We start from the raw sequence: 21,442 nt of genomic DNA, 5'->3' as shown, positions 1-21,442 counted from the left end.
GGCCGCTGGCGGTGCGGGCGCGGCGCTGCTAGGGTTCGGCTCTGGGCCCAAACACGATAACAAGAGGTGTCCGCATGCCTGAGACGCTCGCCGAAGTCCGCCTGCTGGGCGATTCCTACGCCCGGGAGATCCGCTCGCTGCTCTACCACGCCTACCGCCACGAGCCGACCTTCGCCTACCTGTTCGAAAGCGACCGCCCCGGCTTCGACCAGCGGGTGCGCGCCACCGTGCGCGAGCTGACCAACCGGCACCTGTCCGAAGACCTGCCGGTGCTCGGCCTGGTGATCGACGAGCGCCTGGTGGCGGTGGCGCTGATCGCCCCGCCGCAACGCCGCCTGGACATCACCGACAGCTGGGCCTGGCGCATGCGCATGCTGCTCACCACCGGCTTCCGCTGCACGCGGCGCTACCTGGCCTACCACGAGGCGGTGCTCGGCTGCCTGCCGCCGGGGCCCTACCACGTGCTGCCGCTGCTGGGCGTGCACCCGGAATTCCAGGGCCGCCACCTCGGCGAACAGCTGCTCGACGCCCTGCATGCCTGGTGCGTCGACGACGTGGATTCCCAGGGCCTGGTGCTGGACACCGGCAACGCCCGCTACCTGGATTTCTACCGCCGCCACGGCTACGAGGAGGTGGGCGAAGTGGCGCTGGGGCCGCTGCGCGAACACGTGCTGTTCCACCCCAATCCGCAGCCGGAAACGCGCCTGGCCCGCGAGGGCTGATAGCCCCTCGCCATCGCGCAAAGCCGCGGCGCAGGGGCCGCGGCGCTGGATTGTCACGGCCATCGTGCTAGCATCTCGCGCCATGAGACTCCAAGGAACGATTCGGCTAGCGCTGATGGGCCTGCTGTGCTGGATCGGCGCGGCAGTGGCAGCGGAAAGCCAGCTCGACGTACGTATCGACCCCGCCAACTCTGCGCTCAAGGCCAATATCGAGGCCTATGTGGGCAGCGTGGAAGGGCGCGACGAAACCGCCCTGCGACGCCTGCGCCGCACGGTCCAGCAGCAGGCCGTGCAGGCCGCCCAGGCGCTGGGCTACTACCAGGCGCGCATTCGCGCGCGGGTGCGCGGCGACGACAAGAACCCGCGCCTGCGCATCGACGTCTCGCCCGGCGAGCCGGTGAAGCTGCGCACGGTCGACATCCGCATCGAGGGGCCGGCGGCGAAGCTTGCGAACTTCCGCGTGCCCGGCGGCGATACTTTGAAGCCCGGCGCGCAGCTCAACCACGGCACCTACGAGGACGCCAAGCGGCTGATCCAGAACCAGGCCTCGCGCTTCGGCTTCTTCCGCGGCCAGTTCACCCGCCAGCAACTGCGCGTCGACCCCGAGGCCGGGGTGGCCGACATCGAGCTGGTCTACGCCAGCGGCCCGCGCTTCGCCCTCGGCGCGGTCAGCTTCAGCGGCGACTACCCCTTCGACGAGGAACTGCTGCGGCGCATGGTGCCCTTCCGGCAGGGCGAGGCCTACGACTCCGAACTCATCGCCGACCTCAACCAGGCCCTGCAGTCCAGCGGCTACTTCGACGGCGTGCGCGTCGACGCCTCGCCGCTGCAGGCCAAGGGCGAGAGCATCCCGGTGGCGGTCCACCTCAGCGCGCGCAAGCCGCGCTCGCTCGGCGTCGGCCTGGGCTTCTCCACCGACGTGGGGCCGCGCGCCAAGTTCAGCTGGACGCGCCACTGGGTCAACCCCCAGGGCCACAGCCTGGGCACCGAGGCCGAAGTCTCCGGGCCGCGGCAGAACGTCGGCGCCTGGTACGAGGTGCCGCTGGACCCGCCGCTGACCGACAAGCTGCGCTTCACCACCGGCTACCAGAACGAAGACCTGGTGGACACCGAGAGCAAGCAGTTCACCCTCGGCGGCGAGTGGCTGCGCAAGCTGCCCAGCGGCTGGCAGCGCTCGTTCTCCCTGGGCTGGCTGCACGAGGAATACCTGCTGGGCGACGACTCGGGCAACAGCAGCTTCCTCATGCCCGGCTTCGGCTATTCCATCCTGCACGCCGACAACAAGGTCGACCCCCACCAGGGCTACCGCCTGCAGCTGGAGACCAAGGTGGCCAAGGAGGGCCTGCTGGCCGACGCCGACCTGGCCCACGTCAGCGCCATGGCCAAGGGGTTGACCACCTTCGCCGGCGGCCACCGCCTGCTCGGCCGCACCCAGGTCGGCTTCATCGCCACCAACGACTATTCGAGCATCCCGCCGTCGCTGCGCTTCTTCGCCGGCGGCGACCAGAGCGTGCGCGGCTACGACTACCAGACGCTGTCGCCGAAGAACTCCCAGGGCGACCGCATCGGCGGGCGCTACATGGTCGCCGGCAGCGTCGAGTACCAGTACCCGCTGGCCGAAAAATGGCGCCTGGCGACCTTCATCGACCAGGGCAACTCCTTCAACTCGCTGGACTTCCCCTCGATCAAGACCGGCGTCGGCTTCGGCATCCGCTGGGTGTCGCCGGTGGGGCCGCTGCGCCTGGACCTGGCCGACGGCCTGGACGAGGGCGGCGGCTGGCGCATCCACTTCTCCATGGGGCCCGAGCTGTGAAGCGCCTGTTGAAATACCTGGTGGCCGCGCTGCTCGGCCTGATCCTGCTGCTGGCCGTGGCGCTGGCCGCCATCCTCGGCAGCGAGGCCGGCAGCCGCTGGGCCCTGGGCCTGGTGCCGGGCCTGCAGGTGCAGGGCTACGCCGGCCGGCTGGGCGGCGCCTGGCAGGCCGAGCGCCTGGCCTGGAGCGACGGCGCCACCGAGCTGGAGGTCGAGCGGCCGCAGTTCGCCTGGTCGCCCGCCTGCCTGCTGCAAGGCGCGCTGTGCATCGACCGCCTGATCGTCGAGCGCGTGCAACTGCGCCTGGCGCCGGGGCCCGCGGAACCCAGCGAAGGGCCGATCCAGCTGCCGGCGCTGAAACTGCCGCTGGCCGTGCGCCTGGGCGAAGTGCGCCTGGGCAGCTTCCTGCTCGATGGCAACGAACAGGTCAGCAACGTCCAGGCCAGCGCCCACTGGGAGGCCGATGGCCTGCACATCGACGTGCTCAAGGCCGCCCGCGGCGACCTCGCCGTGGACCTGAGCGGCCTGCTCACCCCGCAGGGCAACTGGCCGTTGCAGGCCCAGGGCAGCCTGCGCCTGCCGGCGCCCGGCGAGCAGCCCTGGGCATTGAAGCTGAAGGCCAAGGGCGAACTGCTCGGCCACCTGCTGCTGGAAGCCGACAGCAGCGGCTACCTGCAAGGCCACCTGAGCGGCGACCTGCAACCCCTGGCGGAGAACCTGCCGGCCAGCGCGAAGATCAGCGCCGACGGCTTCCGCGGCGCGGCCGACCTGCCTGACACCCTGGTGCTGAACAAGGTGCAGCTGCAAGCGGCGGGCGACCTGGCCGCCGGCTACCGCATCAATGGTTCGGCCGTGCTGCCGGGGGAGGGCGGCGACGTCGCCCTGGCCTTGCAGGGGCGTGTCGACGCCAAGGGTGCGGACATCGCCGCGCTGAACCTCATCGCCGCGCCGGAACAGCGCCTGGGCCTGAGCGGCCGCCTCGACTGGCAGGACGGCTTCGCCGCCGACGCCAAGCTGGACTGGCTGGACTTCCCCTGGCTGCGCCTGTACCCCATGGAGCCGCCGCCGGTCTCCATGCACCGCCTGCAAGCCGACCTGCAATACCGCGACGAGGCCTACCTGGGCAACTTCGCCGCCGAACTCAGCGGCCCGGCCGGCGCCTTCCAGCTCAGCAGCCCGGTGTCCGGCAACCTCGCCGAGGTGCACCTGCCGTCGCTGCAACTGGTCGCCGGGCAGGGCAAGGCCGAGGGCAGCCTGGGCCTGAAGTTCGCCGACACCCTGGCCTGGGATGCGCAACTGAAGCTGAGCGACTTCGACCCGGCCTACTGGGTCGCCGAACTGCCGGGCAAGCTCGGCGGGCCGCTGAGCAGCCAGGGCAGTTTCAAGAACGGTGTGCTCGCCGTGCAGGCCAACCTCGACCTGCAAGGGCGCCTGCGCGGCCAGCCGGCGGTCTTCAAGACCATCGCCAACGGCGAGGGCCAGAACTGGAAGGTCGACGGCCTGGAACTGCGCCTGGGCGACAACCGCATCAGTGGCCAGGCCAGCCTCGACCAGCGCCTGGCCGGGCGCCTGGACATCGCCCTGGCGCGCCTGGGCCAGCTCTGGCCGCAATTGCAGGGCCAGCTGAACGGCCGCCTCGACCTGGCCGGCAGTCTCAATGCGCCCCAGGGCGAGCTGAGCCTCAAGGGCCAGCGCCTGGCCTTCCAGGACAACGGCGTGCGCAGCCTCGACCTCAGCGCCCGCCTCGACGCCGCCCAGCGCGGCCGCCTGGAGCTGCTGGCCGACGGCGTGCGCGCCGGCGACACGCGCCTGGGCCAGTTCAAGGCCAGCGGCCAGGGCGACCTGCAACGCCAGCAGCTCGACCTGTCCCTGCAGGGGCGCCCGCTGGTGCTGGCGCTGGGCTTCGACGGCAGCTGGAACGGCCGCGACTGGCGCGGCCGCCTGGCTAAGGGCGAAATCCACAGCGGCGGCCAGGACTGGCGCCTGCAACAGCCGGCGCGCCTGGAGCGCCTGGCCGACGGCCGCCTGAACCTGGGCGCGCACTGCTGGGCGTCCGGCCCGGCCAGCCTCTGCGGCGGCGAACAGCGCCTGCTGCCGGAGCCGCAGCTGCGCTGGCAACTGCGCGACTTCCCGCTGGACAGCCTGGCGCGCTGGCTGCCCGAGGACTTCGCCTGGCAGGGCAAGCTCAACGGCGACGTCAAGCTCGACCTGCCGGCCCGCGGCCCCAACGGCAACATCCTGCTGGACGCCGGCGCCGGCACCCTGCGCCTGAAAGAACAGGACCAGTGGCTCGACTTCCCCTACCAGAGCCTGCGCCTGGAAAGCCGCCTGACGCCCACCCGCATCGACAGCAGCCTGCAGTTCCACGGCAACAAGCTCGGCACCCTGGACGCCCAGGCGGTGCTCGACCCGCGGCCGAAGAACAAGCCGCTGAGCGGCAGCTTCACCCTCGCCGGGCTGGACCTGGCGGTGGCGCGGCCCTTCGTGCCCATGGTCGAGACGCTCAAGGGCCGCCTGGACGGCAACGGGCGCATTTCCGGCGGCCTCATGCAGCCGCGCCTGGACGGCGAGCTGCGGCTCTCCGGCGGCGAGCTTTCCGGCGGCGACCTGCCGACGCGCCTGGCCAACCTGCAGGTGCTGGCGCACATCGCCGGCGAGCGCGTCGACCTCAGCGGCACCTGGAGCGGCGGCGACAAGGGCAACGGCAGCCTGGGCGGCTACCTGGCCTGGAGCCAGGGCCTGGACATGGACCTGGCGGTGCGCGGCACGGACCTGCCGGTGAGCGTCGAGCCCTACGCCAACCTCGAAGTCACCCCGGACCTGGCGCTGCGCATGGCCGACCAGAAGCTCAGCGTTTCCGGCAAGGTGCAGGTGCCGCGCGGGGCCATCGTCATCCGCCAGCTGCCGCCCTCGACGGTGAAGCTCTCCGACGACACCCTGATCGTCGGCGCGCCGCCCAAGGAGCAGGGCGGCCCCCACCTGGCCATGGACGTGGACGTGCTGGTCGGCCAGGACAAGCTGACCTTCAGCGGCTTCGGCCTGAGCGCCGAGCTGGCCGGCCAGGTGCACATCGGCGACGACATGGACACCCGCGGCGAGCTGAGCCTGAACAAGGGCCGCTACCGGGCCTACGGGCAGAAACTCAGCATCCGCCGCGCGCGCCTGCTGTTCGCCGGCCCCATCGACCAGCCGTACCTGGACATCGAGGCGATCCGCAAGGTCGACGACGTGATCGCCGGCCTGCGCCTGACCGGCAACGCCGAGCAGCCACGCAGCGAGGTATTCTCGGAGCCGGCGATGAGCCAGGAGCAGGCGCTGTCCTACCTGGTCATGGGCCGTCCGCTGTCCACCGGCGAGGACAGCAACATGCTCGGCGAGGCCGCCCTGGCCCTGGGCCTGGCCGGCAGCGCGCCGATCACCGGCGAGGTGGCCAAGCAGCTGGGCATCAAGGACTTCGAACTGGGCACCGAAGGCACCGGCACCAGCACCAGCGTGGTCGCCAGCGGCCAGCTCTCCGAGCGCCTGAGCCTGCGCTACGGCGTGGGCGTGTTCGAACCGGCCAACACCATCGCCCTGCGCTACCTGCTGAGCAAGAAGGTCTACCTGGAGGCCGCCAGCGGTTTGGCCAGTTCGCTGGACATCTTCTACAAGCGCGACTTCTGAGAGAGGCAGTCAGGTTGCGAATGATGTCAGCGAATTTTCGCGCATCATTCTCGGCCCATATCTGACTGCGACATGGATATCGTGACCGCCCACTCAACTCCACGGACGGCGCGATGGTTTCGGTCTATCAACTCAAATCGAGCTTCCAGAATCTGCTGCGGCCATTGGTGGTGCGCCTGCATGCCCGGGGCGCGACGGCCAACCAGGTGACACTGGCGGCCTGTGCGCTATCGATGCTGGTGGCCTCCTTGGTGGCTGGCCTGGCTGCGCACCCTTGGGTGTTTGCCCTGATCCCGCTGTGGATGTTCCTGCGCATGGCACTCAATGCCATGGACGGCATGCTGGCCCGCGAATTCGGGCAGCAGTCGCCCCTCGGCGCCTACCTCAACGAACTTACCGACGTGGTCGCCGATGCCGCGCTCTACCTGCCGTTCGCCCTGCTGCCTGGGGTGACCCCGGCCTGGGTGGTGCTGGTGGTGTTGCTGGCGCTGCTCGCCGAATACGCCGGCGTGCTGGGGCATATGGTCGGTGCCTCGCGGCGCTACGACGGCCCCATGGGCAAGAGCGACCGAGCGCTGTGCTTTGGCGTGCTCGGCGCCGGAATTGCCAGTGGCTTGTTGCCGACGGCCTGGATCGACCCAGCCATGTGGTTGCTGGCTGCGCTGCTGGCGCTGACCGTGGTCAACCGCGTCAGCCAGGGCCTGGCCGCGCCGCGTCAGGACTGATGGCCGCGCTCGTCTGCCGGTTCACCCTGGTCCCCTGAAGGAACCCACGGATGCTGGAAAAACTCCTCGCCTACGCCATCATCGCCAGCGCCCGCACGGTCACCGGCCTGCGCAGCCTGTGGCTGGGCACCACGCCGAAGGCGGTACAACGCATCTTCTACGCCAACCACAGCAGCCATGGCGACTTCGTCCTGCTCTGGGCCTCGTTGCCGCCGGAGCTGCGCCCGCGTACCCGGCCGGTGGCCGGCGCCGACTATTGGGGCAAGCCCGGCCTGCGCGGCTTCGTCATCAACCGGGTGTTCAACGGCGTGCTCATCGAGCGCCAGCGCAGCGAAGCCGATGGCAACCCGCTGGCGCCGATCGAACGCGCGCTGGCCGCCGGCGACTCGCTGATCCTGTTCCCCGAGGGCACGCGCAACCTGGACGACGAGGTGCGCCTGCTGCCGTTCAAGAGCGGCATCTACCACCTTTCCCGCGCCCATCCGCAGGTGGAGCTGGTGCCGGTGTGGATCGCCAACCTCAACCGGGTGATGCCCAAGGGCCGCGCGCTGCCGTTGCCGCTGCTGTGCACCCTGAGCTTCGGCACGCCGCTGGCGGCGCAGGCCGACGAGGCCAAGGAGGCTTTCCTCGAGCGCGCCCGTGAGTCGCTACTGGCCCTGGCGCCGGCGGAGGGGTACTGAAATGGACGGGCAGACCTGGCTGTTGTTTGCCGGCATCGGCGCGATCCTCCTCGGCGCTTCGATAATCGGTACCGTCCTGCGCCGGCGCGCGGCTCCCGGGCCACACGCGGTGATCGACAACCTCAATGCGCGGATCAAGGCCTGGTGGGCCATGGTCGCGGTGATCGGCTGCGCCTTCGCCCTTGGCAACTGGGCGGTGGTTCTGCTGTTCTACGGGGTGTCGTTCTATGCGCTACGCGAGTTCATGACCTTGATGCCGACCCGGCGCAGTGATTACCCGGCGCTGGTGGCGGCGTTCTACTTCGTGCTGCCGATGCAGTACCTGCTGGTCGCCATCGACTGGTACGGGATGTTCTCCATCTTCATCCCGGTCTACGTGTTCCTCCTGCTGCCGATCCTGGCCTCGCTGGGCGGCGACGCCAAGCACTTCCTCGAACGCGCCTCCAAGGTGCAGTGGGGGCTGATGCTGGCGGTGTACTGCATTTCCTTCGTGCCGGCGCTGCTGACCCTGGACATACCCGGCTTCGAGGGACGCAACCTGCTGCTGATCGCCTACCTGGTGATAGTGGTGCAGCTCTCCGACGTGCTGCAGTACGTGTGCGGCAAGCTGTTCGGCAGACGCAGGATAGCCCCCAACCTGTCGCCGTCGAAAACCGTGGAAGGCTTCGTCGGCGGCGTGGCGCTGGCCACTGCGATCGGCGCTGCGCTCTACTGGATCACCCCCTTCGCGCCCTGGCAGGCGCTGCTGATGGCGCTGCTGCTGAATGTGCTGGGCTTCTTCGGCGGCCTGGTGATGTCGGCGATCAAGCGCGACCGTGGAGTCAAGGACTGGGGGCACATGATCGAAGGCCATGGCGGCATGCTCGACCGGCTGGACTCGGTGTGCTTCGCCGCGCCTATCTTCTTCCACGCGGTGCGCTACTGGTGGACCTGAGGGCCGCCGGCCGCGCCTTCATGGCACCTTAAGGAACTCCTCGCAGACTCCCGCTGCCGCCGGTCAGGGCGGCAGTGATCGGGGAGTCGTCATGCGTTTCGAACAGATCAGGACCCACCTGCTGGAGTTCCTCAACAAGGGCCTGCCCGCCCGGCAGCTGCGCCGGCTGGTGCTGCTCGACCTGCTGCGCGGCTCGGCGGCCGGGCGCCAGGCGCCGGCGCAGCTGGCCCAGGGCATGCTGGAATGGTCGGTGCTGGAGCCGCAGGCGCTGTTCGAGCGCCTGGGCAGCCGCCGCGAGGGCCTGAGCGAGGCCGAGGCCGCCGAGCGGCGGGAGAGCGTCGGGCTCAACGAGGTCGACCAGGAGCGCCCGATGCCCTGGTGGCGGCACCTGTGGCTGTGCTACTGCAACCCCTTCAACCTGCTGCTCAGCGTGCTGGCGCTGGTGTCGTTGTTCACCGGCGACAGCGAGGCGGCGGTGGTGATCGGCGCCATGGTGGGCATTTCCACGCTGCTGCGCTTCGTCCAGGAGAAACGCTCCAACGATGCCGCCGAACAGCTCAAGGCCATGGTCAGCAACACCGCCACCGTGTTCCGCTACCCCGAGGGCGGGCAGGGTGCGGCGCAGCGCCTGGAGGTGCCGATCCGCCAGCTGGTGCCCGGCGAGGTGCTGTGGCTGTCGGCCGGCGACATGGTGCCGGCGGACGTGCGCCTGTTCAGCGCCAAGGACCTGTTCGTCAGCCAGGCGGCGCTCACCGGCGAGTCGCTGCCGGTGGAGAAGTTCGCCCAGGTCCGCGACGCCCGCCAGGGTAACCCGCTGGAGCGCGACAGCCTGTGCTTCATGGGCACCACCGTGGTCAGCGGCTCGGCCCGCGCGGTGGTGGTCGGCACCGGCGCGCAGACCTACTTCGGCTCCCTGGCCGAACGGGTGATCGCCAGCGACCACACGCCCACCGCCTTCCAGGCCGGGGTCAACAAGGTCAGCTGGCTGCTGATCCGCTTCATGCTGGTGATGGCGCCCATCGTCCTGCTGCTCAACGGCTTCACCAAGGGCGACTGGCTGCAGGCGGCGCTGTTCGCGCTGTCCATCGCCGTGGGCCTGACCCCGGAAATGCTGCCGATGATCGTCACCTCGACCCTGGCCAAGGGCGCGGTGGTACTGAGCCGGCGCAAGGTCATCGTCAAGCGCCTGGACGCCATCCAGAACTTCGGCGCCATGGACATCCTCTGCACCGACAAGACCGGCACCCTGACCCAGGACCGCATCGTCCTGGAACGCCACACCGACGCCTTCGGCGAGGTGGAGGACCGGGTGCTGCAGCTGGCCTTCCTCAACAGCCACTACCAGACGGGGCTTAAGAACCTGCTGGACGTGGCCGTGCTCGAGCACGTGGAACTGCGCCAGGCGCTACGGGTGGACAGCCGCTACCGCAAGGTCGACGAAATCCCCTTCGACTTCGCCCGCCGGCGCATGTCGGTGGTGGTCAGCGAGCGCGACGACCACCACCTGCTGATCTGCAAGGGCGCCCTGGAGGAAGTGTTGGCGGTGTGTACCTCGGTGCGCGAGCAGGAGCGCGTCGAACCGCTGACCGGCGAACGCCTGGCGTGCATCCGCGCGGTGGCCGAGGCGCTCAACCAGGACGGCCTGCGGGTGGTCGCGGTGGCTACCCGCGAGCTACCGACCAACCGCGACACCTACGGCCTGGCCGACGAGCAGGGGCTGTGCCTGGACGGCTACATCGCCTTCCTCGACCCGCCCAAGGAAACCACCGCCCCGGCCCTGCGCGCCCTGGCCGCCAACGGCGTGGCGGTGAAGGTGCTGACCGGCGACAACGAGCGGGTGACGCTGAAGGTCTGCCGCGACGTCGGCCTGCAGGTCGACGGCGTGCTGCTGGGCCCGCAGCTGGATGACATAGCCGATGCGGAGCTGGGCGAACTGGCCGAGCGCACCACACTGTTCGCCAAGCTGACGCCGACGCACAAGGAGCGCCTGGTCCGCGTGCTGCGCGAGCGCGGCCACGTGGTGGGCTTCCTCGGCGACGGCATCAACGACGCCCCGGCGCTGCGCAGCGCGGACATCGGCATCTCGGTGGACTCGGCGGTGGACATCGCCAAGGAAGCGGCCGACCTGATCCTCCTGGAAAAGAGCCTGATGGTGCTGGAGGAGGGCGTGGTGGAAGGGCGGCGCACCTTCGCCAACATGCTCAAGTACATCCGCATGACCGCCAGCTCCAACTTCGGCAACGTGTTCAGCGTGCTGGTGGCCAGCGCCTTCATCCCGTTCCTGCCGATGCTGCCGATGCAACTGCTGGTGCAGAACCTGCTGTACGACATCTCGCAGATCGCCATCCCCTTCGACGGCGTGGACGCCGAACAGCTGAGCCGCCCGCAGCAGTGGAACCCCGACGGCCTGGGGCGCTTCATGGTGTTCTTCGGGCCGCTGAGTTCGATCTTCGACATAACCACCTTCCTGGTGCTGTGGCACGTGTTCGGCGCCAACGCCCCTGCCCACCAGGCGCTGTTCCAGTCCGGCTGGTTCGTCGAGGGGCTGCTCTCGCAGCTGCTGGTGGTGCACATGATCCGCACCCGGCGCATCCCCTTCCTGCAGAGCCGCGCCTCCTGGCCGCTGCTGGCGATGACCGCGGGCATAGGCGCGCTGGCGATCTTCCTGCCCATGGGGCCGCTGGCGCGCTACTTCCACATGCAGCCGCTGCCGCCGGGCTACTGGCCGTGGCTGGTGGCGATCCTGCTGGGCTACATGGGGCTGACCCAGGCAGTGAAGGGCTGGTTCGCGCGGCGCTATGGGTGGTCGTAGGGCTTGAGAGAATCGCGGACGGAGTCCTACAGGAAGCACGGGCGTAGGACCTTGTCCGCGATGGCCGGATGCTCCGGCGCAGTTCGCGGATGAGATCCGCTACGCTGCCCCACCCGCGCCATTCCCATGTAGGAGCGCGCCCTGCGCGCGATTCGCGGGCAGGGCCCGCTCCTACAGTTCCAGGAAAGCCCCCGTAGGATGGGTTGAGCGAAGCGATACCCATCACCACGGCAGCATGGGTATCGCAAGCTCAACCCATCCTACGAAGAGCACCTCGGCGCAAGACAGTTGCTCTACAGGAAGCACGGGCGTAGGAGCGGACCTTGTCCGCGATAGCCGGCCATCCCGGCGCGGTTCGCGGATGAGATCCGCTCCTACGCTGCCCCACCCGCGCCATTCCCATGTAGGAGCGCGCCCTGCGCGCGATTCGCGGGCAGGGCCCGCTACAGTTCCAGGAAAGCCCCGTAGGATGGGTTGAGCGAAGCAATACCCATCACCACGGCAGCATGGGTTTCGCAAGCTCAACCCATCCTACGAAGAGCACCTCGGTGCAAGACAGTTGCTCCTACAGGAAGCACGGGCGTAGGAGCGGACCTTGTCCGCGATGGCCGGATGTTCCGGCGCGGTTCGCGGATGAGATCCGCTCCTACGCTGCCCCACCCGCGCCATTCCCATGTAGGAGCGCGCCCTGCGCGCGATTCTCGGGCAGGGCCCGCTACGGTGCCAGGAAGCACGGCTTTTCGTAGGATGGCGTTGAGCGAAGCGATACCCATCACCACGGCAGCATGGGTATCGCAAGCTCAACCCATCCTACGAAGAGCACCTCGGCGCAAGACAGTTGCTCCTACAGGAAGCACGGGCGGAGCGGACCTTGTCCGCGATGGCCGGATGTTCCGGCGCGGTTCGCGGATGAGATCCGCTACGCTGCCCCACCCGCGCCATTCCCATGTAGGAGCGCGCCTGCGCGCGATTCGCGGGCAGGGCCCGCTACGGTGCCAGGAAGCACGGCTTTTCGTAGGATGGCGTTGAGCGAAGTGATACCCATCACCACGGCAGCATGGGTTTCGCAAGCTCAACCCATCCTACGAAGAGCACCTCGGCGCAAGACAGTTGCTCCTACAGGAAGCACGGGCGTAGGAGCGGACCTTGTCCGCGATGGCCGGACGTCCCGGCGCGGTTCGCGGATGAGATCCGCTACGCTGCCCCACCCGCGCCATTCCCATGTAGGAGCGCGCCCTGCGCGCGATTCGCGGGCAGGGCCCGCTACGGTGCCAGGAAGCACGGCTTTTCGTAGGATGGCGTTGAGCGAAGCGATACCCATCACCACGGCAGCATGGGTATCGCAAGCTCAACCCATCCTACGAAGAGCACCTCGGCGCAAGACAGTTGCTCCTACAGGAAGCACGGGCGGAGCGGACCTTGTCCGCGATGGCCGGATGTTCCGGCGCGGTTCGCGGATAAGATCCGCTCCTACGCTGCCCCACCCGCGCCATTCCCATGTAGGAGCGCGCCCTGCGCGCGATTCGCGGGCAGGGCCCGCTCCTACAGTTCCAGGAAAGCCCCGTAGGATGGGTTGAGCGAAGCGATACCCATCACAAAGCACGGGCGTAGGAGCGGACCTTGTCCGCGATGGCCGGATGTTCCGGCGCGGTTCGTGGATGAGATCCGCTACGCTGCCCCACCCGCGCCATTCCCATGTAGGAGCGCGCCCTGCGCGCGATTCGCGGGCAGGGCCCGCTACAGTTCCAGGAAAGCCCCGTAGGATGGGTTGAGCGAAGCGATACCCATCACCACGGCAGCATGGGTATCGCAAGCTCAACCCATCCTACGAAGAGCACCTCAGCGCAACGTCGCCTGCACCTGCTCCGGTTCCAGCGCCTCGTCGAAGAAGCGCTGTGCATCACCAATCAGGTGGCGATGAATGGCCACCCGGTCCACCCCTTCGGCGTCCTTGCACAGGCCCGGGGTGGCGGCGGTTTCCTCTTCGTTGCAGGGGGCCATGAAGACGAAGTGGCCGGCGCCCAGCAGCACGTGGAAGTCGGCGCTGCGTGGCAGCTTGCGGGCCAGGGCGGCGGCGTTGCGCGTCCAGTCCAGCACCTTGTCGGCGTCGCCGCTGTAGATCAGCACCGGGACGTTCACGTCGGCCAGTTCGCGGCTGCCGAACATCAGCCCTAGCGGCGCCAGCAGCATCACCGCGCCCACCCGCGGGTCGGCCATGGGCGCCAGGTCGTTGCGGTCGGCCAGCAGCTCGCCGCCGGCGCTGCAGGCGTCGCGGTCGTCCGGGCGTTGCGTGCAGTAGCGGCGCAGGCGCTCCAGGCGCGGCTGGGCGCCGGCGAGGATCAGCGCCGTCTCGCCGCCGGCGGAATAGCCGATCACGCCGATGCGCCGCGGATCGAGCAGCGGCGCCAGGCGCTCGTCGGCCAGGGCCGCGCTGATGGCTTCGGACACCTGCAGCGGACGGCCGTAGAGATTGCTCAGGGCGCCCAGGCGGCTCTGGTCGTGGAGGTTGTCGCCGGGGTGCAGCAGGGTGACCACCACGAAGCCGCGCCGGGCCAGGGCCAGCACCAGGTCGCGCAGGGCCAGCGGGGTGCCGCCGTTGCCGTGGGAGACGACCAGCAGCGGGTGGCGCCCGGCCACCGCCGGGGCTTCCTCGGCCAGCGGCAGGGTGAACGGGCCGAGGGTGGTGGGGGCGGTTGGCGCCCGCGTCGGGTAGAAGGCGATGGCGCGCATCGGCTGGTGGTCCAGCGGGTCGTCGAGGGTCAGGCGATGGAAGCCGACGCTCAGCGTTTCGGCGCCGGCCGCCAGTGAGAAGATCAGTAGCACAACGCAACAGACGAATCGCCCCAACATGGTGCTCTCCACCCCCAACGCAGCCTCTGGAACGGGCGTTGCCGGGCGCCTGGGCGCGGCCGGCCGCCGCGGTGCGGACATCCTTGCAGGGTACGCGCCAATTTCACGGCGTGCGGGGCGGCGGATCGACGGTGGGAGAGGGTGTTGCGGGGAGGGGAGGGGCAGGGGATGCCGGCGCGGCATCCCCTGCGGGTGGCATCAGACGATCACGCCCTGGCTGCGCAGGTAGTCGTCGTAGCTGCCGCTGAAGTCGGTCACGCCGTTTTCCGACAGCTCGATGATGCGGGTGGCCAGGGAGGACACGAACTCGCGGTCGTGGCTGACGAAGATCAGCGTGCCCGGGTAGTTTTCCAGGGCCAGGTTGAGCGCCTCGATGGACTCCATGTCCAGGTGGTTGGTCGGCTCGTCCATCACCAGCACGTTGGGCTTCTTCAGGATCAGCTTGCCGAACAGCATGCGGCCCTGTTCGCCACCGGAGATCACCTTGACCGACTTCTTGATGTCGTCGTTGGAGAACAGCATGCGCCCAAGGGTGCCGCGCACCAGTTGTTCGCCGCCCTGGGTCCACTGGGCCATCCAGTCGAACAGGTTGTAGTCGTCCTCGAAGTCCTCGGCGTGGTCCTGGGCGAAGTAGCCGACCTCGGCGCTGTCGGTCCACTTCACTTCGCCGGTCTGCGGCGGCATCTCGCCGACCAGGGTGCGCAGCAGGGTGGTCTTGCCGATGCCGTTGGGGCCGATGATGGCGATGCGCTCGCCGGCTTCCACCTGCAGGCTCAGGTTCTTGAACAGGGGCACGCCGTCGAAGCCCTGGCTGACTTTCTCCAGGGTCACCGCCTGGCGGTGCAGCTTCTTGAACTGCTCGAAGCGGATGAACGGGCTGACGCGGCTGGACGGCTTGACCTCTTCCAGCTGGATCTTGTCGATCTGGCGCGCGCGGCTGGTGGCCTGCTTGGCCTTGGAGGCGTTGGCCGAGAAGCGGCTGACGAAGGTCTGCAGCTCGGCGATCTGCGCCTTCTTCTTGGCGTTGTCCGACAGCAGGCGCTCGCGGGCCTGTTCGGCGGCGGTCATGTACTCGTCGTAGTTGCCCGGGAACAGGCGCAGCTCGCCGTAGTCCAGGTCGGCCATGTGGGTGCAGACGCTGTTCAGGAAGTGACGATCGTGGGAAATGATGATCATGGTGCTGTTGCGCGCCGTGATGACGTTTTCCAGCCAGCGGATGGTGTTGATGTCCAGGTGGTTGGTCGGCTCGTCGAGCAGCAGCAGGTCCGGGTCGGAGAACAGCGCCTGGGCCAGCAGCACGCGCAGCTTCCAGCCCGGGGCCACGGCGCTCATCGGGCCGAAGTGCTGCTCCAGGGGAATGCCCAGGCCCAGCAGCAGCTCGCCGGCGCGGGACTCGGCGGTGTAGCCGTCGAACTCGGCGAACTGCACTTCCAGCTCGGCCACGGCCATGCCGTCGTCCTCGCTCATTTCCGGCAGCGAGTAGATGCGGTCGCGCTCGGCCTTGACCTTCCACAGTTCCTCGTGGCCCATGATCACGGTGTCGATCACCGAGAAGTCCTCGTAGGCGAACTGGTCCTGGCGCAGCTTGCCCAGGCGCACGCCGTTTTCCAGCATGACCTGGCCGGAGGAGGGCTCCAGCTCGCCGCCGAGGATCTTCATGAAGGTGGACTTGCCGCAACCGTTGGCGCCGATCAGGCCGTAGCGGTTGCCGTTGCCGAACTTGACGGAAACGTTCTCGAACAGCGGCTTGGCGCCGAACTGCATGGTGATGTTCGCTGTGGAAATCAAAGTTTTACCTATCAATGACTGGCGAGCCGCTGGGCCGGTCTGGCAGCGGGCCGATACCGATTCGATACCAATGTTGGCTTTCCGGGCCCGTTACCATGGGCGCCGGGGGAATCCAGCGGACGTGCGCGAAGGGCAGCATCTGGACGCGATGTCCAGGCTTTTGCGCTTGAAGGGCGGGGGACATGCCGGACAGGCCGCGGATTATCTCATAGGTGGGCCTGTCCTTGCATGGCGGGTCGCTTTGCGGTGGTGGCCAGCCGTCAGCCGGGCGTCTGCTGCTCGAAGGCGGCCTCGGCTTCCAGGCTCTGCCGGTCGCGCCCCACGGTGGCGACGGCGAGCGCCTTGCCGTCGCGCCAGTAGGTCACCCGGCAGTCGTGGGCGGCGGGGTCGCCGTCGATGTCCACGCGGTCCCAGTGCTGCGCGTGGCCGACGTAGTCGATGGTGGTGTCGTACTGGTGCGTCCAGAAGAAGGGCACCGCGGTGAAGCGCTGGGCGTGGCCGAGGATGTTGCGCGCCGCGGTCATGCCTTGGCGCTCGGCGACCGCCCAGTGCTCCACGCGGATCGCCTCGCCGCTGCGGGCGTCCGGCCAGCGGGCGATGTCGCCCACGGCATAGACGTCCGCGGCGCTGGTGCGCAGCCAGGCGTCCACCAGCACGCCCTTGTCCAGCTTCAGGCCGGCGTCGCGGGCCAGCTCCAGCTCGGGGCGGGCGCCGATGCCGATCACCACCAGGTCCACCGGCAGCGTGCCGCCAGTGGACAGCCTGACCTGCTGCGCCTCGATCGCCGTGACCTCGGCGCCGAAATGGAAGCCCACGCCATGGGCTTCGTGCAAGGCCCGGAGCATGTCGCCCAGGGCCTCGCCGAAAACGTTCTCCATGGGCCGCGCGCCGGGCGCCACTATCTGCACGTCCAGGCCGCGGCTGCGCAGCGAGGCGGCCACTTCCAGGCCGATGAAGCCGGCGCCCACCACCACGCAGCGGCGGGCCGTGGCGCAGCGGGCGATCAGCTCGTCGCAGTCGGCGAGGCTGCGCAGCACGCGGACGTGGGGCAGGTCGGCGCCGGGCACGTCCAGGCGCGCCGGCGCCGAGCCGGTGGCCAGCACCAGGGCGCCGTAGTCCAGCTCTTCGCCGCTGGCGAGGGTCAGCTTCTTGTGCGCCGTGTCGATGTGGCTGACGCGGGTGTCGCAGCGCAGCTCGATGCGCTGACTGGTATAGAAGTCCGCCGAACGCAGCGGCAGCCAGGCGGGGTCGGCGCTGCCGGCCAGGTAGTCCTTGGATAGGTTGGGCCGGTCGTAGGGCGCGGCGGGGTCGGCGCTGAGCAGGGTGATGGGCCCGTCGTAACCCTCGTGGCGCAGGCCGAGGGCCGCCGCGTTGCCGGCGGCGCCGCCGCCGATGATCACCACCGAGGCCGGTGGCTGGGCGCCGGCTGGCAGGTCTGCCGGAGCAACGGGCAAGGGCGCGCCGACGTAGGCCTTGCCGTCGCGGCAGTCCACCTGCCAGCGCGGCAGGTCGTCCAGCGCCGGCGGGGCGAGCAGGCGCCCGTCGTGCAGGCGGAAGCAGGCGTGGTGCCAGGGGCAGCGCAGGGTGTCGCCGTCGACCAGGCCCTCGGCCAGGGGCGCGCCGTAGTGCGGGCAGGTGGCGCCTATGGCGTACAGTTGCCCGGCCTGGCGCACCAGCAGCGCCGCTTCGCCGCCGACGTGGCCGGCGAGCGGGCTGCCTTCGGTGATGTCCGCCAGGGGCACGCCCTGGGCGAAGTCGGGGCCGGGCGGGGACGATGGATGGTCGCTCATCGCTCTCTCCTCGTCTTTTCCTGAAGGTCACCGCTTCAGGATAGCCCCCCGCGCTCGGGCGGGCGCCTACGCTCGTCGAGGCGCGGTCAGGCCGCGTGCTCCTTGCCTTGCCCCGCGCGCACGTCGAAGGCGCCGCCGGTGACCACGCCGTCCACCGTCACCCGGCCCTTGCCCGGCAGCAGCGGGAACACCAGTTCGGCGAAGCGGTAGGCCTCTTCCAGGTGCGGGTAGCCGGACAGCACGAAGCTGTCCACGCCCAGCGCCGCATACTCCAGCAGGCGCGCCGCTACCGTCTGCGGGTCACCGACCAGCGCAGTGCCGGCGCCGCCGCGCACCAGGCCGACGCCGGCCCACAGGTTGGGGGCGACTTCCAGGCGCTTGCGGTCGCCGCCGTGCAGCGCGGCCATGCGCCGCTGGCCTTCGGAATCCATCTTCGCGTAGTTGGCCTGGGCCGCGGCGATGGTGGCGTCGTCCAGGTGGCTGATCAGCTCCTCGGCGGCGGCCCAGGCCTTCTCGTTGGTCTCGCGGACGATCACGTGCAGGCGCACGCCGAAGCGCACCGTGCGGCCATGGCGGGCGGCGCGCTGGCGCACGTCGGCGATCTTCTCGGCCACCGCCGCCGGCGGCTCGCCCCAGGTCAGGTAGGCGTCCACGTGCTTGGCCGCCAGTTCATGGGCGGCGGGCGAGGAGCCGCCGAAGTACAGCGGCGGGTAGGGCTTCTGCACGGGCGGGAAGAAGTTCTGCGCGCCGCGCACCTGCAGGTGCTTGCCGTCGTGGTCGACGGTCTCGCCGCCGAGCAGGCGCCGCCAGATGCCGAGGAACTCGTCGGAGGCCTCGTAGCGTTCGTCGTGGGAATAGAAGACGCCGTCGGCGGCCAGCTCGGTGGCGTCGCCGCCGGGCACCACGTTGAGCAGCAGGCGGCCGCCGCTGGCCTGGTCGAGGGTGGCTGCCTGGCGCGCCGAGGCGGTGGGGTTGCCCAGGGAAGTGCGCAGCGCCACCAGCAGCTTGATGCGCCGCGTCACCGGCACCAGGCTGGCGGCGGTCACCCAGGGGTCGAGGCAGCTGGCGCCGGTGGGGATCAGCAGGCCGTCGTAGCCGAGCTGGTCGGCGGCCACGGCGATCTGCCGCATGTATTCGTTGGTCGCCGGGCGGCCGCTGTCGGAATGGCCCAGGTAGCGGGTGTCGCCGGAAGTGGGCAAGAACCAGAAGATGTCCAGACTCATGATGTGTCCTCGTTGCCATCGTCGAAAGGGGCAGGGCCCCATGGGTGCACGCGTGGCGGGGAGTCTTGTTGGAATGGGGCGAACGCTGAACGCTCGCGGAAGGCGCCGACGCCGCGCAGGGATGCGGGCGTGGGATTCGCAGTGGGAGCCGTTGAAGCGCTAGCGGCTGTCAGGCAAGCCCCATGCCAGCGACGCAGGCGCCGTGGCGCGGGGCCTGGCGAGCTGCGGGCGGTGGCGCGCTGTTGCTGGGCAGACAGATTGCTGGATCGCTGTTGGTCTACGGACAGCTGGCTCCTGCTGGCGCAGGAGAAACGCCATCCTACGGGGACATGCCGTGCCTCGTGGTGCACACGTAGGGCGAATAACGCTCCGCGTTATCCGCCGTTTAGCGGTGATCCCCGGCGTCGCCGAGGTTGGCCTGGGCCTTGTCCGCCCTGCCGGCGGAATCGCGGATGAATCCGCTCCTACAAGGTGCGGAGAAACGCCATCGTGGGATGGGTCGAGCGAAGCGATACCCATCACCGCCACCGCATGGGTTTCGCAGGCTCAACCCATCCTACGAAGAGCATTTCGGCGCGGGCAGGACAGTTGCTGGATGCAGAGGCAGCCAAAGTGGTCGAGGCTTAGACTCTTTATTCACTACGGTTATTGGCTAAGCACTGGAATGCATATCCATCCCGTGGTTTTCCCTGCCGCTTGAGCAACTGTCGCTGCCATGACGTCGAATCCGTCGTCACCACGCCGAAAGGCTCCGCGGCACCGGGCGTTTCGCCGTGGCGGGCGAAGCGAACCGGCGCTGGGCCGCCAGCTTGTCCGGTTCGCCGGCCTCCCTAGAATCGGCCTCATCAGCAGTTACCCATTCCGTCCAGTTCAGGGAGTTCCACCATGATGAATGCAATGCAGATGCCGATGAACGCCAACCCGATGATGCCCATGATGGGCATGCCGATGATGATGGCGACCATGCAGTGCGAAATGCAGGACGACGGCATGATGTGCAAGATGATGCCGGCCATGGGCATGGACGCGGCCATGTTCCGCAACAATGCGGAAATGATGGCGATGATGATGAACTGCGGCATGCCGATGATGATGCACTGCGGCAACATGTCGATGATGTGCATGTCCCAGACCGGCATGGCGATGATGCCGATGATGGGCATGATGAACATGATGCCGATGATGATGGGCATGCCCATGCCGTCGATGAAGTGCATGATGGAGTGCTCCATGCAGGGCGACGCCATGATGTGCAAGATGATGCCGATGCAGGGCATGAACATGGAGATGTTCAAGAACTGCTGCATGCTGATGAACAAGATGATGGAATGCGGCATGCCGATGATGATGAGTTGCAACGGCATGCCGATGATGTGCTGCACCTGCTGACCGCGGCGCGCTGAACGACAAAGGCCCGATGGGGAAACCCGCCGGGCCTTTTGCTTTGTGCCGCCGCCTCAGTCCAGGCGTTCGGCGTAGGTGGTCACCAGGTAGGCCACGGCCTCGCTGTCGGCCGGGTTGCGGTAGCTGTGCGGCTGGTCGGCGTAGAACAGGATGGAGTCGCCGGTGCCGAGCAGGAAGCGTTCTTCGTTCACCGCGATCTCCAGCACGCCCTGGGCCACCACCAGGTTTTCCTGGGTGCCGGGGGCGTGGCCGGCGGAGTGCTCGATGGCCAGGCCGGCCAGACGCAGTTCGTAGAATTCCACCTGGCGCGAGACGTCGAAGGGGAACAGCGCGCGGCTGACGAAGGCGCCGTCGCCGCTGACCAGGCGCTTGCTCTCGCGCGCCGGCAGCAGGGCCACGCCGTCGAAGGCGCGGTCGTCGAGGAAGGCCGCCACCGAGACCTTCAGGCCCTGGGCGATCTTGCACAGCACCTTGATCGAGGGAACGCTGCGTCCGGATTCGATCTGCGCCAGCATCGCCCGGCTCACCCCGGACAGCCGGGCCAGACCGTCCAGGGACAGGTTGCGCTTGCCGCGTAGGCGCAGCAGGTTGTGGGCCACGCGTTGGCCGATGGGGTCGTCGGCCGCCGCCGGGGCGGTTTCGAGGCCCGCCTCGGTGGCGTCGCTGGAAAGCGGCAGGCCCACGTTCAGGCCTCGCGGATGCCGTTGTCGCGCTGCTGCACCCACTGGGCGGCGCCGAAGCCGGCGCGGCTCGCGTACATCGCCCACATCAGCTCGGCCATGCGCCGCGCCTGGCGGCGGGTGCGGTAGCGGGCGAGGTCGATGACGTTGTCGGTGCGGTCCATGGCGACTCCTCAGGGAACTGCGGTGAAGGATGGGGCTAGCCTAGCCGGGGCAATGTTAGAACCATAAATACTGAGTTTTCATTTATTAAGCACTTATAGGACTAAGCATTTCCCTCGCCTGTAGGGGGCGCTTGATGCTTTGCCTTTATTGGTTACGATCGATCTTCAATCGAAACGACTCTGTCTGAGCAGGAG

At 68.8% G+C, this 21,442-nt stretch carries 14 protein-coding genes; 8 read left to right on the top strand and 6 right to left on the bottom strand.

Going from position 1 to position 21,442, the window contains the following annotated elements; genetic code table 11:
- Positions 1-74: 74 nt before the first annotated feature.
- The 7 genes from PM1_RS18290 (at position 75) to mgtA (ending at position 11,348) form a co-directional block, all read left to right on the top strand.
- Positions 75-722, top strand: a complete 648-nt coding sequence (locus PM1_RS18290) for a GNAT family N-acetyltransferase (protein ID WP_009619457.1) — start codon at positions 75-77, stop codon at positions 720-722.
- A gap of 115 nt (positions 723-837) precedes the next feature.
- On the top strand, positions 838-2,535 hold the full coding sequence (locus tag PM1_RS18285; RefSeq protein WP_009619458.1) for an autotransporter assembly complex protein TamA: 1,698 nt from the start codon (positions 838-840) through the stop codon (positions 2,533-2,535).
- A complete protein-coding gene (locus tag PM1_RS18280) occupies positions 2,532-6,197 on the top strand; it encodes a translocation/assembly module TamB domain-containing protein (RefSeq protein ID WP_009619459.1) in 3,666 nt (1,221 codons plus the stop codon). The genes PM1_RS18285 and PM1_RS18280 overlap by 4 nt, the downstream gene beginning before the upstream one ends.
- Before the next feature lie 113 nt (positions 6,198-6,310).
- On the top strand, positions 6,311-6,922 hold the full coding sequence (locus PM1_RS18275) for a CDP-alcohol phosphatidyltransferase family protein (protein ID WP_009619461.1): 612 nt from the start codon (positions 6,311-6,313) through the stop codon (positions 6,920-6,922).
- A gap of 50 nt (positions 6,923-6,972) precedes the next feature.
- Complete coding sequence (locus tag PM1_RS18270) at positions 6,973-7,602, top strand: lysophospholipid acyltransferase family protein (protein WP_009619462.1); 630 nt, start codon at positions 6,973-6,975, stop codon at positions 7,600-7,602.
- A 1-nt stretch (position 7,603) separates the two neighbouring features.
- Positions 7,604-8,536, top strand: a complete 933-nt coding sequence (locus tag PM1_RS18265; RefSeq protein ID WP_009619464.1) for a phosphatidate cytidylyltransferase — start codon at positions 7,604-7,606, stop codon at positions 8,534-8,536.
- Between the two features lie 91 nt (positions 8,537-8,627).
- Complete coding sequence (mgtA, locus tag PM1_RS18260) at positions 8,628-11,348, top strand: magnesium-translocating P-type ATPase (RefSeq protein ID WP_009619466.1); 2,721 nt, start codon at positions 8,628-8,630, stop codon at positions 11,346-11,348.
- Positions 11,349-13,187: 1,839 nt separating this feature from the next.
- Here the strand turns inward: mgtA and PM1_RS18255 are convergent.
- From PM1_RS18255 to ssuD, 4 genes are all read right to left on the bottom strand, one after another.
- Complete coding sequence (locus tag PM1_RS18255; RefSeq protein ID WP_009619468.1) at positions 13,188-14,198, bottom strand: alpha/beta hydrolase family protein; 1,011 nt, start codon at positions 14,196-14,198, stop codon at positions 13,188-13,190.
- Between the two features lie 198 nt (positions 14,199-14,396).
- Positions 14,397-15,986, bottom strand: a complete 1,590-nt coding sequence (locus tag PM1_RS18250; protein ID WP_024128333.1) for an ABC-F family ATPase — start codon at positions 15,984-15,986, stop codon at positions 14,397-14,399.
- A gap of 260 nt (positions 15,987-16,246) precedes the next feature.
- The gene (locus PM1_RS18245) at positions 16,247-17,776 is read right to left on the bottom strand and encodes an FAD-dependent oxidoreductase (protein ID WP_009619471.1); all 1,530 of its coding nucleotides are present in this window, start codon (positions 17,774-17,776) and stop codon (positions 16,247-16,249) included.
- A gap of 86 nt (positions 17,777-17,862) precedes the next feature.
- Positions 17,863-18,999, bottom strand: a complete 1,137-nt coding sequence (gene ssuD, locus PM1_RS18240; protein ID WP_009619473.1) for an FMNH2-dependent alkanesulfonate monooxygenase — start codon at positions 18,997-18,999, stop codon at positions 17,863-17,865.
- Between the two features lie 885 nt (positions 19,000-19,884).
- Between ssuD and PM1_RS18235 the strand changes: the two genes are divergently transcribed.
- Positions 19,885-20,388 (top strand): hypothetical protein, encoded by a 504-nt coding sequence (locus PM1_RS18235; RefSeq protein WP_009619475.1) that lies wholly within the window; start codon positions 19,885-19,887, stop codon positions 20,386-20,388.
- 68 nt (positions 20,389-20,456) lie between these two features.
- Here PM1_RS18235 and PM1_RS18230 read toward each other — a convergent pair whose 3' ends face one another.
- Together PM1_RS18230 and PM1_RS18225 are read right to left on the bottom strand one after the other, a co-directional pair.
- Complete coding sequence (locus tag PM1_RS18230; protein WP_051878473.1) at positions 20,457-21,080, bottom strand: helix-turn-helix domain-containing protein; 624 nt, start codon at positions 21,078-21,080, stop codon at positions 20,457-20,459.
- A gap of 8 nt (positions 21,081-21,088) precedes the next feature.
- Entirely contained in the window at positions 21,089-21,247 is a 159-nt protein-coding gene (locus PM1_RS18225; protein WP_009619479.1) for a hypothetical protein, read from the bottom strand.
- Positions 21,248-21,442: the final 195 nt, after the last annotated feature.

It is taken from the genome of Pseudomonas sp. M1 (genome assembly GCF_022760135.1).
In the GTDB taxonomy this organism is placed as follows: domain Bacteria; phylum Pseudomonadota; class Gammaproteobacteria; order Pseudomonadales; family Pseudomonadaceae; genus Pseudomonas; species Pseudomonas citronellolis.
The sequence above is the reverse complement of the archived record's forward strand: the minus strand, read 5'-3'. Positions and strand labels throughout refer to the sequence as shown.

Excerpts from the sequence above, each read along its gene's own strand:
- PM1_RS18290 (WP_009619457.1), top strand. The coding sequence starts at position 75 with ATGCCTGAGACGCTCGCCGAAGTCCGCCTGCTGGGCGATTCCTACGCC.
- PM1_RS18285 (WP_009619458.1), top strand. The coding sequence starts at position 838 with ATGGGCCTGCTGTGCTGGATCGGCGCGGCAGTGGCAGCGGAAAGCCAG.
- PM1_RS18275 (WP_009619461.1), top strand. The coding sequence starts at position 6,311 with ATGGTTTCGGTCTATCAACTCAAATCGAGCTTCCAGAATCTGCTGCGG.
- PM1_RS18270 (WP_009619462.1), top strand. The coding sequence starts at position 6,973 with ATGCTGGAAAAACTCCTCGCCTACGCCATCATCGCCAGCGCCCGCACG.
- PM1_RS18265 (WP_009619464.1), top strand. The coding sequence starts at position 7,604 with ATGGACGGGCAGACCTGGCTGTTGTTTGCCGGCATCGGCGCGATCCTC.
- mgtA (WP_009619466.1), top strand. The coding sequence starts at position 8,628 with ATGCGTTTCGAACAGATCAGGACCCACCTGCTGGAGTTCCTCAACAAG.
- PM1_RS18255 (WP_009619468.1), bottom strand. The coding sequence starts at position 14,198 with ATGTTGGGGCGATTCGTCTGTTGCGTTGTGCTACTGATCTTCTCACTG.
- PM1_RS18245 (WP_009619471.1), bottom strand. The coding sequence starts at position 17,776 with ATGAGCGACCATCCATCGTCCCCGCCCGGCCCCGACTTCGCCCAGGGC.
- ssuD (WP_009619473.1), bottom strand. The coding sequence starts at position 18,999 with ATGAGTCTGGACATCTTCTGGTTCTTGCCCACTTCCGGCGACACCCGC.
- PM1_RS18235 (WP_009619475.1), top strand. The coding sequence starts at position 19,885 with ATGATGAATGCAATGCAGATGCCGATGAACGCCAACCCGATGATGCCC.
- PM1_RS18225 (WP_009619479.1), bottom strand. The coding sequence starts at position 21,247 with ATGGACCGCACCGACAACGTCATCGACCTCGCCCGCTACCGCACCCGC.